A 16,869-nucleotide genomic window follows, 5' to 3' on the forward strand; every position below is an offset into this window, starting at 1 on the left:
TCTCCAGCGGCAGACCAAAAAGAAAACCCGAACCCTAAACGAGGGTTCGGGCTATTCCTATGTCCTGAGACATCACAAAGTAGCCCCGATGGGATTCGAACCCACGCTACCGCCGTGAGAGGGCGGCGTCCTAGGCCGCTAGACGACGGGGCCAGAACCGATCCGAGCTGCCAGCATAGCTCACAGAGGTATGCCCACCTAATTGCTTGCGGTGGGCAAACTTTGCTGGGGTACCAGGACTCGAACCTAGAACGGCTGAACCAGAATCAGCTGTGTTGCCAATTACACCATACCCCATTGGCTGGCTAAAACAGCTGGTCAGACAGGGTGAGCCCGCTGCTGCCAGCTGCCCGAGGGCCGACGTGCAGACTACCAAAGATCCGCACCACCATGCTCACGGCTGCCAGTTCCTGGCCGCCCGCAGCCGCTGCAGACTGCGCTCGCGTCCGAGCAGCTCCAGTGATTCGAACAACGGCGGGCTGACGGATGATCCCGTAACCGCGACCCGAATCGGGCCGAAGGCCTTGCGTGGTTTGAGCCCGAGGCCGTCGAGCAGTGCGGCTTTGAGGGCAGCCTCGATATCGGCCACCGCCCACTCGGCCAAGCCATCCAGCGCCGCGACGGCGGCATCGAGCACGCCGCCGCCTTCCGCACCCAGCTCCTTGGCGGCGGCCTTTGGGTCGATCGTGTACTCGTCGTCGTTGAGAAACTTCAGCAGACCCCACGCGTCACCCAGCACGACGATGCGCGTCTGCACGAGTCGGGCCGCCGCCCCGAACTGCGTGTCGTCAAGCCCGATGCGATGGCCGTGCGCATCGAAGTAATCCCGCAATCTGGCGGTGAAATCCTCGGCGTCGAGGAGCCGGATGTGCTCAGCGTTGATCGCGTCTGCCTTCTTCTGGTCGAACCTGGCGGGGTTGGCGTTGACGTCGACGACATCGAACGCCGCCACCATCTCCTCGAGACTGAACACGTCGCGGTCGCCGGCAATCGACCAGCCCAGCAACGCAAGGTAATTCAGCAGCCCTTCGGGGATAAAGCCCCGGTCGCGGTGGGCGAAAAGATTCGACTGCGGGTCACGCTTCGACAGCTTCTTTGTGCCTTCACCCAATACCGTTGGCAGATGGGCGAATTCCGGCACACGCTCAGCCACGCCGATGCGGATCAGCGCCTGATACAACGCGATCTGACGCGGAGTCGACGGCAGCAGGTCCTCACCGCGCAGTACGTGGGTGATCTTCATGAGCGCATCGTCGACCGGGTTGACCAAGGTGTACAACGGATCTCCGCTTGCCCGGGTCAACGCGAAATCGGGCACGGCCCCCGCTGCGAACGCGGTCGGCCCGCGCACCAGATCGTCCCAGCCGAGTTCGGTGTCGGGCATCCGTAACCGCACCACGGGGATTCGACCCTCGGCCAGGTACGCGGCCCGCTGCTCGGCGGTCAGATCACGGTCGAAGTTGTCGTAGCCCAGTTTGGGACTGCGGCCGGCCGCGAGGTGGCGCGCCTCGACCTCTTGGGCCGTCGAAAAGGCCTGGTACGCCTCGCCCGCGGCAAGCAGCCGATCCACCACGTCGCGGTAAATGTCGCTGCGCTGCGATTGGCGGTATGGGCCGTACGGGCCGCCCACCTCGGGGCCCTCGTCCCAGTTCAGTCCCAGCCAGCGCAGCGCATCGAGCAGCGCGAGATAGCTTTCCTCGCTGTCACGTTCGGGATCGGTGTCTTCCACCCGGAAAACAAAAGTCCCGCCGGTGTGCCGGGCATAGGCCCAGTTGAACAGTGCGGTGCGGATCAATCCGACGTGCGGTACGCCGGTTGGCGACGGACAGAACCTGACCCGAACGTCACTAGTCACGACTTTCCTTTGCGGACAACGGGATTGGTCAATGTGCCGATTCCCTCGACGGTGACGCTGACGGTGTCGCCGTCATCGATCGGTCCGACGCCTTCGGGTGTGCCGGTGAGAATGAGATCACCCGGCAGCAGGGTCATCACCGCGGAGATCCATTCCACGATCGCACCGACATCGTGAATCATCGACGACGTGCGGCTGCGTTGTTTGACTTCGCCGTTGACGTCGGTGCGCAGCTCCAGGTCGGCCGGGTCGACGTCGGTGACGATCCACGGTCCGACCGGGCAGAAGGTGTCGTGGCCCTTCGCGCGTGTCCACTGCCCGTCGGAGCGTTGTTGATCGCGGGCAGTCACGTCGTTGGCGATGGTGTAGCCCAGGATGCTCCCGGCGGCCTGGTCGGCGGTGACGTCCTTGCAGGGCCGACTGATGACCGCCGCGAGCTCACCCTCGAAATGCACCGGCGATGCGTTGGCCGGCAACCGAATCGGCACATTCGGCCCGATGATCGCGGTATTGGGTTTGAGGAAGATCACCGGGTCGGCTGCCGCCGAGCCCTTGTCGCCGCCCATCTCGGCGATGTGCGCCGCGTAGTTCTTTCCGACGCAGACCACCTTGCTGGCCAGCATCGGGGCCAGTAATCGGACATCGGCGAGCGGCCAGGAGCGGCCGGTGAAGGTCGGTGTGCCGAACGGGTGCTCGGCGATCTCCCGAGCAGTCATCTCACCGGGCACACCTTCGATGCTGACGAACGCAACGCCGTCGGGGCTGGCGATTCGGCCAAGGCGCATTCGCCAGAGCCTAATGAATCGGTACCGTCGTCGCGGTGACCGATATCGCCAACCTCGATCTTCGAGCTCCCACGGTGACCGACGGGCCGGCGCTGTGGCGAATGGCCGCAGACAGCAAAGCGCTCGACGTCAATTCGCCATACGCCTACCTGCTGTGGTGTCGGGATTTCGCCGAGACGTCCGTGATCGCGCAGGTCGACCAACGTCCGGCCGGGTTCGTCACCGGCTATCTGCGTCCCGACGAGCCGACCACGGTGTTGATGTGGCAGGTGGCTGTCGACACCGCGCACCGCGCCGCCGGGATAGCAGGCCGCATGCTCGACCACCTGACCCATCGCCTGCTCTCTGCGGGCGTTACGCACGTGGAGGCGTCGACCACCCCCGACAACATCGCCAGCCAGCGGCTGTTCGGTACCTTCGCGCGGCGCTGGCACGCTCCTCTCGAGCGTCACGAACTCTTCGGCAACGAGCTGTTTCCCGACGGCCACGCCTCCGAGGAACTGCTACGAATCGGGCCACTACGAGCCGACTTGAGACGCGCGACGCATTCTCAGTAACGTAGCCAGGCGCGCGACGCGAGCCCCTACAGACCGTGTCGGGGGCCGTGCGAGCGGGATGATGAGCCGAGCGAGATCGATGAGCGCGATGAGTGTGCCCTGCTTGGTTCGCTGCTGGTGACCGCCGCAGCACCGGGTGCCCGTCCATGCTGACTCGACTGGTCGTTCCGTTTTGTTCTGTGGCACAGACAAACGGAGGAACACATGACGATTTTCGACGCGCTTGAATCCGAAGTTCGCAGCTATTGCCGATCGTGGCCGGTGCTGTTCGACCGGGCATCGGGCTGCCACATGTGGGATGTCGATGGGCGGCAGTATCTGGACTTCTTCGCTGGTGCGGGCGCGCTCAACTACGGCCACAATCATCCAGACCTCAAGGCGGCACTGCTGGATTACCTGACCGCTGACCGAGTGGTGCACAGCCTCGACATGAGCACCGTCGCAAAGGCCGCGTTCCTGGAGCGCTTCGACGAGGTGATCCTGAAGCCGCGAGGACTCGACTACAAAGTTCAGTTCCCCGGACCGACCGGCGCCAACTCGGTGGAGTCGGCATTGAAGCTGGCGCGCAAGGTCACCGGCCGGGAGAGTGTGATCAGTTTCACCAATGCCTTTCACGGCATGACGCTGGGCGCGCTGTCCGTCACCGGTAATTCGATGAAGAGGGGCGGCGCCGGCATCCCGTTGGTGCACGCCACCCCGATGCCCTACGACAACTACCTGGACGGCGCGCTGCCCGATTTCATGTGGTTCGAACGGCTGCTGGAAGACAACGGCAGTGGCCTCAACGAGCCGGCCGCCGTGATCGTCGAGACCGTGCAAGGCGAGGGCGGGATCAACGTGGCGCGCCTGGAATGGCTGCAGGGACTGGCCGAGCTGTGCCGCCGTCACGGCCTGCTGTTGATCGTCGACGACGTCCAAATGGGTTGCGGTCGAACCGGACCGTTCTTCAGCTTCGAGGCGGCCGGCATCGTTCCCGATATCGTCTGCTTGTCCAAGTCGATCAGCGGCTACGGCCTGCCGATGGCTCTCACTTTGTTCCGGCCCGAACTCGACCAGTGGGAGCCGGGTGAGCACAACGGCACCTTCCGTGGACACAACCCAGCGTTCGTCACCGCCACCGCCGCGCTCCAGTTCTGGACCGACAACCGGCTGGAGAAGGACGTGGTTCGCAAGGGCGAAGACGTCGAACGGGTGTTGACCGACATCGTCGGCGCGGTGGAGGGAGCCGAGGTCAGGGGCCGGGGACTGGCCCGCGGCGTGGCCTTCGAGAAACCCGAGTTAGCCACCGCGATATGCCGGGAAGCATTCGATCGCGGGTTGCTGATGGAGACGTCGGGCGCCAAAAGCGAAGTGGTCAAGCTGATGCCGCCACTGGTGATTGACGACGACGAACTCGCTCGCGGCTTGGCGGTGGCGGCCGAATCGATCGAAGCGGCCACCGCCCGCCAACTGATCGGGAGCGCGCAATGATCGTTCGTACCCTCACTGAGATCGAGGGCACCGACCGCGACGTCGAAGCCGCCACCTGGCGCAGCCGACGGCTGTTGTTGGCCCGCGACGGCCAGCCGTTTTCGTTGCACGACACCGTCCTTGCCGCCAACACCGAGACTGCGATGTGGTACGCCCACCACGTCGAGGCGGTGTACTGCATCGACGGCGAAGGCGAGCTCGTGAACGACGAGACCGGCGAGACGCATCCACTGCGCAACGGAACGCTCTACCTGCTCGACGGCCACGAGCGCCACCGGGTGCGGGCCCATACCGACTTGCGAACCGTGTGTGTGTTCACCCCGCCTGTTACCGGCCGTGAGGTGCACGACGACGACGGCGCATACCCGTTGGTCACGGAGGGTGAGCAAGCACCGTGACTGCCACCATGACAGACCGCTACCCGACCAGGAACACCTCCAAAAGCGACATGATGCCGCGCCCCGATCCGGTGGTGTGGACCAGCGACCGGTGCAGGGGCCCACTCGACCGGCATGCCGTCGACCGCTTCGAGACCGACGGCTTCCTGGCCGTCGATCAACTTCTCGACCCCGACGTCGTCGCCGACCTGTGTGCCGAGCCGCAAGCGCTGTTGAGCAACCCGGCGCTGGCCGACGACGAACGCTCCGTGCTCGAACCCGGCAGCCGGGAGATCCGCTCGATCTTCGAGGTCCACACAATAAGCCCGGTGTTCGCCGCGCTGGTCGCCGATCCCAGGCTGGTCGGCCCGGTCCGCCAGCTGCTCGGCTCCGACGTGTACGTGCACCAGAGCAGGATCAACTTCAAACCGGGCTTCAGCGGCGAGGGCTTCTACTGGCACTCCGACTTTGAAACCTGGCACGCCGAAGACGGCATGCCCGCGCCCCGGGCGGTCAGCGTCTCGATAGCGCTCACGGAAAACCGTGACTACAACGGGTCGCTGATGATCATGCCCGGCTCTCATCGGTGGTTTGTGCCCTGCCCGGGCGAGACGCCGGCCGACCACTATCGCTCGTCGCTGCGCCGCCAGGAGATCGGCACCCCGGACAAGGACAGCCTTGGCCGGTTGGCCGCGGAGAGGGGCATCCGCCAGTTCACCGGTCCGGCGGGTTCGGCGGTGTTCTTCGACAGCAACGCCATGCACGGATCGAACAGCAACATCACCCCGTATCCCCGCTCGAACGTGTTCATCGTCTATAACAGCGTCGAGAACACGCCCGTCGAACCATTCGGAGCTCCGGCGCGTCGGCCCGCATTCATCGCCAGCCGTCAGTTCGACCCGGTCTGAGCTGCGGACGAATCTCGTTGCGGCGCAGTCCTGTGGAACCATGGACAAAGTGGCCGCCGCGGAAATGGTATCGATCAGCAGCACGCGGCGCTGGTCGTTGCTCGTCATCTCGCTGACCGCGACGTTGTGCGCAACCGTCTTCGTCAACGGAATCGCGTTTCTCATCCCGGCGCTCGACGCCGAGCGCGGTATCAACCTCGCCGAGGCCGGTCTGCTGTCGTCGATGCCCAGCCTGGGCACCGTCGTCACTTTGATCGCCTGGGGCTACCTGCTGGACTTCGTCGGCGAGCGGATCGTGCTCGGGGTGGGCCTGGCGCTGACCTCGGCGGCGGCCTTCGCCGCGGCCTCGGTGCACTCCATGCTGGCGGTCGGGACGTTTCTGTTCGTCGGCGGCATGGCCGCCGCGAGCGCCAACACCGCCAGCGGCCGCCTGGTGACGGGCTGGTTCCCGCCGGGCCAGCGCGGCCTGGCGATGGGAATCCGCCAGACCGCCCAGCCATTGGGAATCGCGTTGGGCGCCTTGGTACTTCCCGAACTCGGCGAACGCGACTTCTCGGTGGCGTTGCTGTTCCCGGCGGCGGTGTGCGCGATGTCCGCGGTCATCAGCGCCGTCGGTGTCCTCGACCCGCCGCGCAACAAAAGGACCGCAGCCGGCGATGCCGAGCTGGCCAATCCCTATCGCGGAAAGCCGGTGCTGCTGCGAATCCACCTCGCATCGGCGCTGCTGATGGTCCCGCAGACCGTGGTCTTGACGTTCATGCTGGTCTGGCTGATCCGGGCGCACGGCTGGTCGACGGCGTCGGCCGGCGCCCTGGTGAGCGTCTCCCAGCTGCTCGGCGCCCTGGGCCGCGTCGCCGCCGGGCGGTGGTCGGACCGAGTCGGCTCGCGGATGCGGCCGATCCGGACGATCGCCGTCGCGGCCGCGCTCGTGATGGCGGGTCTGGCGTTCACCGACCACCTGCGATCGCCGCTTGCGGTGACGATGATGGTCGTCGCCTCGGTGATCACGGTGCTCGATAACGGGTTGGCGTTCACCGCCATTCCCGAATTCGCCGGACCGTTTTGGAGCGGACGTGCGATGGGTGCTCAGAACACCACCCAACGGTTGACCGCGGGCGCCGGGCCGCCGGTCTTCGGTGAGCTGATCGACGCGAGCGGTTATCCGCTGGCATTCGCGGTGTGTGCGCTGTTCCCGCTACTGGCAATACCGCTGGTGCCCGTGGGCGCGCGCCCGCGCGGAGAGGATCAGCCCCAGCGAGCCGACCGGTGAGTTCGTAAATGCCACCCTTGAGATCCGTATGGAAGCATGAGTAAATGGCGTCTGAGTCGATCAGTACGGCGGCACGCTGGTCGATGGTTGGCATCTCCCTGGCGGTGACGACAAGCGCCTTCGTCTTCATCAACGGTGTCGCGTTCTTGATCCCCGCCCTGGAAAACGAGCGCGGCACCCCGCTGGCCGAGGCCGGTTTGCTGTCGTCGATGCCGAGCTTCGGCATGGTGGTGACCCTGATCGCGTGGGGCTACCTGCTGGACCGCGTGGGTGAGCGGATCGTGTTGACGGCGGGCTCGGCGCTGACGGCGGCTGCCGCCTATGCCGCGACGACGGTTCACTCCCTGGTGGCGATCGGAGCGTTTCTATTTGTCGGCGGTATGGCGGCTGCCAGCTGCAACAGCGCAGGCGGCCGGCTGGTGTCCGGTTGGTTTCCGCCGCATCACCGCGGTTTGGCCATGGGTATCCGCCAGACCGCGCAGCCGATCGGAATTGCGATGGGCGCCTTGGTGATTCCCGAACTCGCCGAACGCGGGCCCGTCGCGGGCCTGATGTTCCCGGCGCTGTTGTGCGCGGTGTCGGCGGTGGCGAGTGCGCTCGGGGTGACCGACCCGCCGCGCAAGACCCGTGCGACGGCCAGCAAAGAGGAGTTGGCCAACCCGTACCGGGGGTCAAACGTGCTGCGGCGAATCCATGCGGTTTCGGCGCTGCTGATGGTGCCCCAGACGGTGACCGTGACGTTCATGCTGGTCTGGTTGATCAACGACCACCACTGGTCGATCACCGCGGCCGGGGCGCTGGTCACGGTTTCGCAGCTGCTCGGGGCCGTCGGCCGCGTCATCGCCGGCCGGTGGTCGGACCGCGTCGGTTCCCGACTGCGGCCGGTCCGCACCATCTGCATTGTGGGCGGTCTGGTGTTGATGGCCTTGGCGTTCACCGACCGCCTGGGCCCCTCGTATGTCGCCGTGGCCCTGATGGTCGCGGCGTCGGTGATCGCGGTGCTCGACAACGGGTTGGAATCCACTGCGATCACCGAATACGCCGGGCCGTTTTGGACCGGGCGGGCGCTTGGCCTGCAGAACACCTATCAGCGGTTGATGGCTGCCGGGGCGCCGGCGGTGTTCGGTGAGCTGATCACCGCGACCGGCTATCCGCTGGGGTTCGCAGTTTGCGCCCTGTTCCCCCTGCTCGCGGTGCCGGTAGTGCCGGCCGGCGTGCTGCCGCCCGGCCTGGAAACTAGAGCAAGGCTGCAATCCGTTCGCCGGCTTCGCCGGTGGAGATCGGTTGTGCCCCGCGAGTCGCCAGATGGGTCTCCACCGCCCGATCCACGCGCGCGGCGGCGGCGTCTTCGCCGAGATGGGACAGCAGCAGCGCCACCGACATGATCGCGGCGGTCGGGTCGGCAATACCCTGGCCGGCGATGTCCGGCGCGCTGCCATGCACGGGCTCGAACATCGACGGGTTGGCCCGGGTCGCGTCGATATTGCCGCTGGCGGCCAGCCCGATGCCGCCGGTTACGGCGGCTGCCAGGTCGGTGATGATGTCACCGAACAGGTTGTCGGTGACGATGACGTCGAAACGGCCCGGGTCGGTGACCAGGTGGATGGTCGCGGCGTCGACGTGCTGGTAGGCCACCTCGACCTCGGGGTACTGCTCGCCGATTTCCTGCACGGTCCGCCACCACAGAGCCCCGGCGAACGTCAGCACGTTGTTCTTGTGCACCAGCGTCAGGTGTTTGCGCCGCTGCTGGGCGCGTTCGAAGGCGTATTGGACGACTCGACGGACTCCGAACGCGGTGTTGACGCTGACCTCGGTGGCCACTTCGTTGGCCGTACCGACCCGGATCGCTCCCCCGGTGCCGGTGTAGGGCCCCTCGGTGCCCTCGCGGACGACGACGAAGTCGATCTCCGGGTTACCGGACAGCGGGCTGCTCACCCCGGGATACAGCCGGGACGGTCGCAGGTTGATGTGATGGTCGAGCTCGAAGCGCAGCCGAAGCAGCAGCCCCCGCTCGAGCACACCGCTGGGCACGGACGGGTCCCCGATCGCGCCGAGCAAGATCGCGTCGTGCGCCTGCAACTCGGTGAGCACCGAGTCGGGCAGCACCTCCCCGGTGGCGTGAAAGCGCCTCGCCCCGAGGTCGTAGCTGGTCTTCTCCACGCCGGGCAGCACCGCATCGAGAACCTTGACCGCTTCGGCCACCACCTCCGGGCCGATCCCGTCGCCGGCGACGACCGCCAATTTCACGACAGATCAACCACCTCAAGCTTGTTCGCCTCGACGGCCACGGCGATCTCCGACCGAACGTCGGCCGGGACGTCACGGTCCAGCCGCAGCAGAATCGTCGCGCCCGGACCCTCGGCGTCCTCGGACAGTTGGGCGGCGTGGATGTTCACCCCGGCCGCTCCGAGCAACGTGCCGATCTTGCCGAGCGCCCCGGGCCGATCGATGTAGTTGATCACCAGGTTGATGCCCTCAGCGCGCAGGTCGAAGTTGCGGCCGTTGATCTGCACGATCTTCTCCACCAACTGCGGTCCGGTCAGCGTCCCGGCCACGTTGACCACCGAGCCGTCGGAGGCCACCGCCCGCACGTCGACGACGCTGCGATGGTTGGGGCTTTCGGTGGCCGTGCTGATGTCGGCGGCCACCCCGCGTTCGGCGGCGAGCGCCGGCGCGTTGACGAACGTGACCGGATCCTCGATGACCGCCGAGAACAACCCACGCAGCGCCGAAAGCCGCAGTACCTCAACGTCTTCGGCGGCGAGCTCACCACGCACCTGCACCGACAGCGACACGGGCAGCTCGTCCGACATGGTGCCGGCCAGCAGACCGAGCTTGCGCACCAGATCCAGCCAGGGTGACACCTCCTCGCTGACCACCCCCGCGCCCACGTTGACGGCGTCGGGAACGAATTCGCCGGCCAGCGCCAGCTTCACGCTGGCCGCCACATCCGTGCCGGCCCGGTCCTGGGCCTCGGCGGTGGATGCCCCGAGGTGCGGGGTGACCACCACCTGCGGCAGGTCGAACAGCGGGCTGTCGGTGCACGGCTCGCTGGCGAACACGTCGATACCCGCGGCCCGAACATGTCCGCTCGTTATCGCCTCGGCCAGGGCCGCCTCGTCGACCAGCCCGCCGCGGGCGGCGTTCACGATGATCACCCCCGGCTTGGTCTTGGCCAACGCCTCCTTGTCGATCAGACCTGCAGTCTCGGGCGTCTTGGGCAGATGCACCGAGATGAAGTCGGCCCGATCCAGCAGCTCGTCAAGGCTCAGCAGCTCGATGCCCAGCTGAGCGGCCCGCGCCGGTGACACATACGGGTCGTAGGCGACGACGTGGGCGCCGAACGCGGTCAACCGCTGGGCGACCAGCTGCCCGATGCGGCCCAGGCCGACCACGCCGACGGTCTTGCCGAAGATCTCGGTCCCGGAGAACGACGAGCGTTTCCACTCGTGAGCGCGCAGAGAGGCGTCGGCGGCGGTGATTTGGCGGGCCGCGGCCAGCAGCAGCGCCAGCGCGTGTTCGGCGGCGCTGTGGATGTTCGATGTCGGGGCGTTGACAACCAGCACCCCGCGTTCGGTGGCGGCGTCGACGTCGACGTTGTCCAGTCCGACGCCGGCACGCGCGACGATCTTCAGCTTGGGCGCGGCGGCCAGCACCTCGGCGTCGACGGTGGTGGCCGAGCGCACCAGCAGCGCATCGGCTTCGGGGACCGCCGCCAGCAGTTTCTCCCGGTCGGGTCCGTTCACCCAGCGCACCTCGACCTGGTCGCCCAGCGCGGCCACGGTTGATTCGGCAAGTTTGTCAGCGATCAGAACAACGGGCAGGCTCACCCGGCCAGCCTAAGCGGCGATCGCGGAGGCGGCGGTGGGGGTACCACCCGCGTGCGGGGGACCGGGCGCGGCGGGTCGCCGCCATCAGCCCAGCGGCGATCGCTAGCGCGGCGGACTCGGGCGCGGGGAGTGTCGGTGCATGCGTGCATGGTGTCGGTAAATCCGACGAGAGAAGGGACGGCACCATGTGCTGGATGTGCGATCACCCCGACAGCACCGTTGACGAGTAGCTCGATGAGATTGAAAAAACAAAGTCAAAACACGGGTGGGCGATTCAATACGTGGAGAGCGAGCGCGCGCCTTACGCCTACACAGTCGGCTTGCATGAGCGCGGCCTGCCCGAGCTGGTGGTGACGGGCCTGCCGCCGCTGACGGCCGCGCGGCTGCTCAATACGGTCGCCGCGTATCTGGTGGATGGCGGACGACCGGTGCCCGGCGAATGGATTTCGATACCTGATGGGCCGATGCTGGCGGTCGTCCAGGTTGAGCATCCTGAAGCGCACATGAACGTGGCGGTGGCGTTCTACGGTCCTGAGCTGCGGGCGCTGCAGCTGGTATGGCCAGATGACCACGGCCACCGGCCGTGGTGCCCGGAATTCTCCAATGGCGGGGTGCGGCAACCGGTGCTCGGCGTGCGCCCTGACCTGACCGCCTAGCTGCGGGTCCCTACCATCGACCGATGGACATCACCGTCGTGGGCAGCGGGCCCAACGGGCTTACCGCCGCCGTCATCTGTGCCCGCGCGGGCCTTGCCGTACACGTCGTCGAGGCCCAACCGACCTTCGGCGGCGGCTCGCGCACCGCCGCCGACCCGGAGTTCCCGGGGGTGTCGCACGACATCTGCTCGGCGGTGCACCCGCTGGCGCTGGCCTCGCCGTTCCTGGCACAGTTCGATCTGCCCGCGCGCGGAGTGAGGCTGGCGGTGCCGGAGTTGGCCTACGCCAACCCGTTGCCCGACCGCCCCGCGGCGATCGCGTATCACGATCTGAAGCGCACCTGCGAGGGGTTGGAGCACGGCGCATCGTGGCGACGGCTGCTCGGTCCGTTGGTCGAGCATTCTGAGGCCGTGGTGGGATTGCTGCTCGGCGACAAACGCTCGGTGCCTCTCACCGTGCTGCCGGCGATGCAGCTGGGACTGCGGATGCTCGCGCAGGCGACACCGGCCTGGCGGACCCTGGCCGGCGAAGACGCCCGGGCGCTGTTCACCGGCGTTGCGGCCCATACTATTTCGCGTATGCCGTCGCTGGTGTCGGCCGCCGCGGGATTGATGCTGGCGACGCTGGCGCATTCGGTCGGCTGGCCGATCCCGGTGGGCGGCAGCCAGGCGATCGCCAACGCACTGATCGCCGACCTGCGTTCGCAGGGCGGCGAACTGACCGCAGGCGTCGAGATTACCGAGCCGCCGAGCGGTGTGGTGCTGTACGACACGGCTCCCACCGCGCTGTTGGGGATCTACGGCGATGCGCTGCCCGCGCGATACGCGAAAGCGTTGCACCGCTACCGATTCGGTCCCGGCGTCGCGAAAGTCGACTTTGTGCTCAGCGACGACATCCCGTGGTCGGACAACAGGCTGGCGCAAGTGCCGACCTTCCATCTGGGTGGCACACGTGACCAGGTGGCACATGCCGAGTCGGAGGTGGCAGCCGGGCGGCACGCGGAGTGGCCGATGGTGCTGGCGGCCTCGCCGCATGTCGCCGATCCCAGCCGTGTCGACCCAAGCGGTCGTCGACCACTATGGACCTACGCGCATGTGCCGTCTGGGTCGCCGATAGACCAAACAGAGGCGGTTACAACGGTATTCGAGCGATTTGCGCCCGGCTTTCGCGACATCGTGGTCGCTGTCCGCAGCGTGCCGGCGGCACGACTTGCCGACCACAACGCCAACTACGTCGGCGGCGACATCGGGATCGGCGGCAATTCCGCCTTGCGCGCGCTCATGGGGCCGACGCCGCGACTGGACCCGTGGACGACACCGATTCGGCAGGCATACCTGTGCTCGGCGGCGACTCCGCCCGGCGGCGGTGTGCACGGCATGTGCGGCTACTACGCCGCGCGCACCGTGCTCAAGCGCGAGTTCGGCATCCGCGAGCTGCCCGCGCTGGCGCCGGGCTAGGCCGTTTCCGTAATCGGGCGGTCCACCCAGCTCATCAAATCGCGCAGCTTCTTGCCGGTGACCTCGATGGGATGCTCGGCGTTTTCCTTGCGCAGCCGGGCAAGCTCCTTGCCGCCGCCCTCGACGTCGGCGACCAGTTTTTTGACGAAGCTGCCGTCTTGGATGTCACGCAGGATCGCGCGCATCCGGTCCTTGGTGTCGGCGTCGATCACTCGGGGACCCGATAGATACCCGCCGAACTCCGCGGTGTCGGACACCGAGTAATACATCCGGCCGATACCGCCCTCGTACATCAAGTCGACGATCAGCTTCAGCTCGTGCAGCACCTCGAAATACGCCAGCTCCGGCGGATAGCCCGCCTCGACCATCACGTCGAAGCCGGCCTTGACCAATTCCTCGGTGCCACCGCACAACACCGTCTGCTCGCCGAACAGGTCGGTTTCGGTCTCGTCTTTGAACGTCGTCTTGATCACGCCGGCACGGGCGCCGCCGATGGCCTTGGCGTAGGACAACGCCAGCGCCAATCCGTCACCGGACGGATCTTGGGCCACCGCAACCAGACACGGCACACCCTTGCCGTCGACGAACTGGCGCCGCACCAAATGCCCGGGGCCCTTCGGGGCGACCATCGCGACGGTGATCTCGGCGGCCGGCTTGATCAAACCGAAATGAATGTTCAGGCCGTGTCCGAAGAACAACGCGTTGCCGGGCTGCAGGTTGGGCTCGATGTCGTTGGTGAAGATGTCGGGCTGCGCGGTGTCGGGTGCCAGCAGCATGATCACGTCCGCCCACTTGGCCACCTCGGCCGGGGTGTCGACGTCGAGTCCCTGCTCGGCCACCTTGGCCCGCGATTTCGAGCCCTCCTTGAGCCCGACGCGCACCTGAACGCCGGAGTCGCGCAGGCTCAGCGAGTGCGCGTGCCCTTGGCTGCCATACCCGATGACGCCCACCTTGCGGCCTTGAATGATCGACAGGTCCGCGTCGTCATCGTAGAACATCTGCACTGCCACTGTGTGTTTCCTTTGCGTTCGATGAGTTATTTGGCGGTGTTGATGCCGCGCGGGCCGCGGGACAACGACACCAATCCGGACTGGACGATCTCGCGGACACCGAAGGGCTCCAGCACACGCAGCAGCGCATCCAGCTTGCCCGGCCCGCCGGTGGCCTCGATGGTCAACGACTCGGGAGAGACGTCAATGACCTTGGCCCGAAACAAGTTAACCGCTTCGATCACCTGACTGCGGGTGCCGGCGTCGGCCCGTACTTTGATCAACGCCAACTCACGAGCCACCGAGTTGTCGTCGTCCTGCTCGACGATCTTGATGACGTTGATGAGCTTGTTGAGTTGTTTGGTGACCTGCTCGAGCGGCGTGTCCTCGGCCGAGACCACGATCGTCATCCGAGACATGTCCTTGTGCTCGGTGGCACCGACCGCCAGCGATTCGATGTTGAACCCGCGCCGCGAGAACAACGCTGCGATCCGTGCGAGCACACCGGGTTTGTCCTCGACCAACACCGAAAGCGTATGCGTGCTCGGCGATCCCGTAATGCCCATCAGGCGTGCCCCTCGTTGCCCTCGTCGTCGAAGAGCGGCCGGATGCCGCGGGCAGCCTGAATCTCGTCGTTGCTGGTGCCGGCGGCGACCATCGGCCACACCTGCGCGTCGGCGCCGACGACGAAGTCGATGACCACCGGCCGGTCGTTGATCGCCCGGGCCTGGTTGATCACGTCGACGACGTCTTCCTCACGCTCGCAACGCAATCCGACGCAGCCCAGCGCCTCGGCCAGTTTGACGAAGTCGGGGATGCGGTGTGAGTGCGTGGCCAGGTCGGTCTGCGAATACCGCTCCGCGTAGAACAGCGACTGCCATTGCCGCACCATGCCGAGGCTGCCGTTGTTGATCAGCGCGACCTTGATCGGCGCGCCCTCGATCGCACAGGTGGCCAGCTCCTGGTTGGTCATCTGGAAACAGCCGTCGCCGTCGACCGCCCACACCTCGGTGTCCGGACGAGCCATCTTGGCGCCCATGGCCGCGGGGATGGCAAAGCCCATCGTCCCCAGGCCGCCGGAATTGATCCAGGTGCGCGGCTTCTCAAACGAGATGAACTGCGCCGCCCACATCTGGTGCTGGCCCACCCCGGCGACGTAGATGGCGTCTGGTCCGGCGATGGAGCCCAGCGTGGAGATCACGTATTCGGGGCTGAGGCTGCCGTCACTTTGCGGCCCATAAGACAGCGGGTAGGTGGCCTGCACACCGTCGAGGTACTCCCACCAGTCGCCGAGGTCGATGCTCTCGGGCACCCCATCGTGCCGCAGCGCCGCGATGAGATCGGTGATGACGGCCTTGATGTCACCGACGATCGGCACGTCGGCCTGACGGTTCTTGCCGATCTCGGCCGGGTCGATGTCGGCGTGGATGACCTTGGCCTCGGGTGCGAACGAGTCGAGCTTGCCGGTGACCCGGTCGTCGAAGCGGGTGCCCAGCGCGATCAGCAGGTCGCTGCGCTGCAGGCCGGCCACCGCGGCCACCGTGCCGTGCATGCCCGGCATGCCCAGGTGCTGGCGGTGACTGTCCGGGAACGCGCCGCGGGCCATCAGCGTGGTCACCACGGGGATGCCGGTCAGCTCGGCCAGATCGCGCAGCTGCTCGGTGGCATCGCCGCGGATCACCCCGCCGCCGACGTAGAGCACCGGTTTGCGCGCGGCCGCGATCAGCTTGGCGGCCTCCCGCACCTGCCGGTTGTGCGGTTTGGTGTTCGGCTTGTAGCCGGGCAAATCCATCCGCGGCGGCCAGCTGAACGTGCACTGGCCCTGCAGCACGTCCTTGGGGATGTCGACCAGCACCGCGCCGGGCCGTCCGGTGGCCGCGATGTGGAACGCCTCGGCGATCACCCGGGGAATCTCGTCACCGTTGCGGACCAGGAAGTTGTGCTTGGTGATCGGCATGGTGACACCGGAGATGTCGGCCTCCTGGAAGGCGTCGGTCCCGATCAGCGAGCGCCCGACCTGGCCGGTGATCGCCACCACCGGGATCGAGTCCATCTGAGCGTCGGCCAGCGGGGTCACCAGGTTAGTGGCGCCCGGACCGGAGGTGGCCATGCAGACGCCGACTTTGCCGGTGGCGTGCGCATAGCCGCTGGCGGCATGCCCTGCGCCCTGCTCGTGGCGGACCAGCACGTGACGCAGCTTCTTCGAGTCGAACAGCGGGTCATAGACCGGTAACACGGCGCCGCCCGGAATTCCGAAGATGATGTCGACGTCCAGTTCCTCCAACGACCTGATCACCGACTGTGCACCGGTGAGCTGTTGCGGCGCAACGTGTTTGGGCTTGTCCACTGTCGCCCCGTTGGCCGACTGCGGCGGCGCCGGGCGCTCCGGTGGTCGCGTGGTGGGTGCGCTCACGGTTTCCTTCTTGTCTCTGATTCGTCTCTAGTGACCTTTGGCAACAAAAAACCCTCGCCAGCTCAGCTGCTGCACGAGGGTTGCGCGTTGGTGCTCGAAATCTAGTCAGCCACCAACGCGCCGACCGAGTACTACGAGCATTTCGCGGCTGTACATAACGTCCGACCGTAGCCTCCGCACTGGTCAGCCGTCAAATCCGGGTCGATCGGACCCGTCAGAGCCGACTGTGCGGTTTCATACGCGACGCGCCGCTTAGAGCGTATGAGACTGCACAATCGCGGAAGGAAGGTGCCGGTATTCAG

14 protein-coding genes, 2 tRNA genes and 1 pseudogene are annotated in these 16,869 nt (G+C 66.6%); 8 read left to right on the top strand and 9 right to left on the bottom strand.

Annotated elements, in window-relative coordinates:
- Positions 1-80: 80 nt before the first annotated feature.
- From AWC06_RS00010 to AWC06_RS00025, 4 genes are all read right to left on the bottom strand, one after another.
- A tRNA-Glu gene (locus AWC06_RS00010) sits at positions 81-153 on the bottom strand.
- 72 nt (positions 154-225) lie between these two features.
- A tRNA-Gln gene (locus AWC06_RS00015) sits at positions 226-297 on the bottom strand.
- A 97-nt stretch (positions 298-394) separates the two neighbouring features.
- Positions 395-1,855, bottom strand: coding sequence for a glutamate--tRNA ligase (gene gltX, locus AWC06_RS00020; RefSeq protein ID WP_085193160.1), 1,461 nt, complete (start codon positions 1,853-1,855; stop codon positions 395-397).
- The gene (locus tag AWC06_RS00025) at positions 1,852-2,640 is read right to left on the bottom strand and encodes a fumarylacetoacetate hydrolase family protein (protein ID WP_085193162.1); all 789 of its coding nucleotides are present in this window, start codon (positions 2,638-2,640) and stop codon (positions 1,852-1,854) included. The genes gltX and AWC06_RS00025 overlap by 4 nt, the downstream gene beginning before the upstream one ends.
- Before the next feature lie 35 nt (positions 2,641-2,675).
- On the opposite strand from AWC06_RS00025, the gene ectA reads away from it, so the two are divergent.
- The 6 genes and pseudogenes from ectA to AWC06_RS00055 form a co-directional block, all read left to right on the top strand.
- The gene (gene ectA, locus AWC06_RS00030) at positions 2,676-3,197 is read left to right on the top strand and encodes a diaminobutyrate acetyltransferase (protein WP_085193164.1); all 522 of its coding nucleotides are present in this window, start codon (positions 2,676-2,678) and stop codon (positions 3,195-3,197) included.
- A 204-nt stretch (positions 3,198-3,401) separates the two neighbouring features.
- A complete protein-coding gene (gene ectB / locus AWC06_RS00035) occupies positions 3,402-4,667 on the top strand; it encodes a diaminobutyrate--2-oxoglutarate transaminase (RefSeq protein WP_085193166.1) in 1,266 nt (421 codons plus the stop codon).
- The gene (locus AWC06_RS00040; RefSeq protein ID WP_085193168.1) at positions 4,664-5,065 is read left to right on the top strand and encodes an ectoine synthase; all 402 of its coding nucleotides are present in this window, start codon (positions 4,664-4,666) and stop codon (positions 5,063-5,065) included. The genes ectB and AWC06_RS00040 overlap by 4 nt, the downstream gene beginning before the upstream one ends.
- A gap of 8 nt (positions 5,066-5,073) precedes the next feature.
- Positions 5,074-5,952, top strand: coding sequence for an ectoine hydroxylase (gene thpD / locus AWC06_RS00045; protein WP_085193390.1), 879 nt, complete (start codon positions 5,074-5,076; stop codon positions 5,950-5,952).
- A gap of 40 nt (positions 5,953-5,992) precedes the next feature.
- Positions 5,993-7,222, top strand: coding sequence for an MFS transporter (locus AWC06_RS00050; protein WP_139819825.1), 1,230 nt, complete (start codon positions 5,993-5,995; stop codon positions 7,220-7,222).
- 83 nt (positions 7,223-7,305) lie between these two features.
- A pseudogene (locus AWC06_RS00055) lies at positions 7,306-8,325 on the top strand (MFS transporter); the annotation flags it as partial.
- Positions 8,326-8,458: 133 nt separating this feature from the next.
- Here the strand turns inward: AWC06_RS00055 and AWC06_RS00060 are convergent.
- The gene (locus AWC06_RS00060; protein WP_085193170.1) at positions 8,459-9,469 is read right to left on the bottom strand and encodes a 3-isopropylmalate dehydrogenase; all 1,011 of its coding nucleotides are present in this window, start codon (positions 9,467-9,469) and stop codon (positions 8,459-8,461) included.
- A complete protein-coding gene (gene serA, locus AWC06_RS00065) occupies positions 9,466-11,052 on the bottom strand; it encodes a phosphoglycerate dehydrogenase (RefSeq protein WP_085193172.1) in 1,587 nt (528 codons plus the stop codon). The genes AWC06_RS00060 and serA overlap by 4 nt, the downstream gene beginning before the upstream one ends.
- Before the next feature lie 239 nt (positions 11,053-11,291).
- Here serA and AWC06_RS00070 point away from each other — a divergent pair, with 239 nt between their 5' ends.
- The gene (locus AWC06_RS00070) at positions 11,292-11,708 is read left to right on the top strand and encodes a DUF4262 domain-containing protein (protein ID WP_227371026.1); all 417 of its coding nucleotides are present in this window, start codon (positions 11,292-11,294) and stop codon (positions 11,706-11,708) included.
- 23 nt (positions 11,709-11,731) lie between these two features.
- Positions 11,732-13,165, top strand: a complete 1,434-nt coding sequence (locus AWC06_RS00075) for a phytoene desaturase family protein (RefSeq protein ID WP_085193174.1) — start codon at positions 11,732-11,734, stop codon at positions 13,163-13,165.
- Here the strand turns inward: AWC06_RS00075 and ilvC are convergent.
- Genes ilvC through AWC06_RS00090 form a run of 3 tightly spaced genes read right to left on the bottom strand, consistent with a single transcriptional unit; the run spans position 13,162 to position 16,567 of the window.
- Positions 13,162-14,205, bottom strand: coding sequence for a ketol-acid reductoisomerase (gene ilvC / locus AWC06_RS00080; RefSeq protein WP_227371025.1), 1,044 nt, complete (start codon positions 14,203-14,205; stop codon positions 13,162-13,164). The two genes, AWC06_RS00075 and ilvC, sit on opposite strands and share 4 nt — an antisense overlap.
- Positions 14,202-14,720, bottom strand: coding sequence for an acetolactate synthase small subunit (ilvN, locus tag AWC06_RS00085; protein WP_085193178.1), 519 nt, complete (start codon positions 14,718-14,720; stop codon positions 14,202-14,204). Before ilvN ends, ilvC begins: the two co-directional genes overlap by 4 nt.
- On the bottom strand, positions 14,720-16,567 hold the full coding sequence (locus AWC06_RS00090; RefSeq protein WP_085193180.1) for an acetolactate synthase large subunit: 1,848 nt from the start codon (positions 16,565-16,567) through the stop codon (positions 14,720-14,722). The genes ilvN and AWC06_RS00090 overlap by 1 nt, the downstream gene beginning before the upstream one ends.
- Between the last annotated feature and the right edge of the window lie 302 nt (positions 16,568-16,869).

The organism is Mycobacterium fragae (genome assembly GCF_002102185.1).
GTDB lineage: Bacteria > Actinomycetota > Actinomycetes > Mycobacteriales > Mycobacteriaceae > Mycobacterium > Mycobacterium fragae.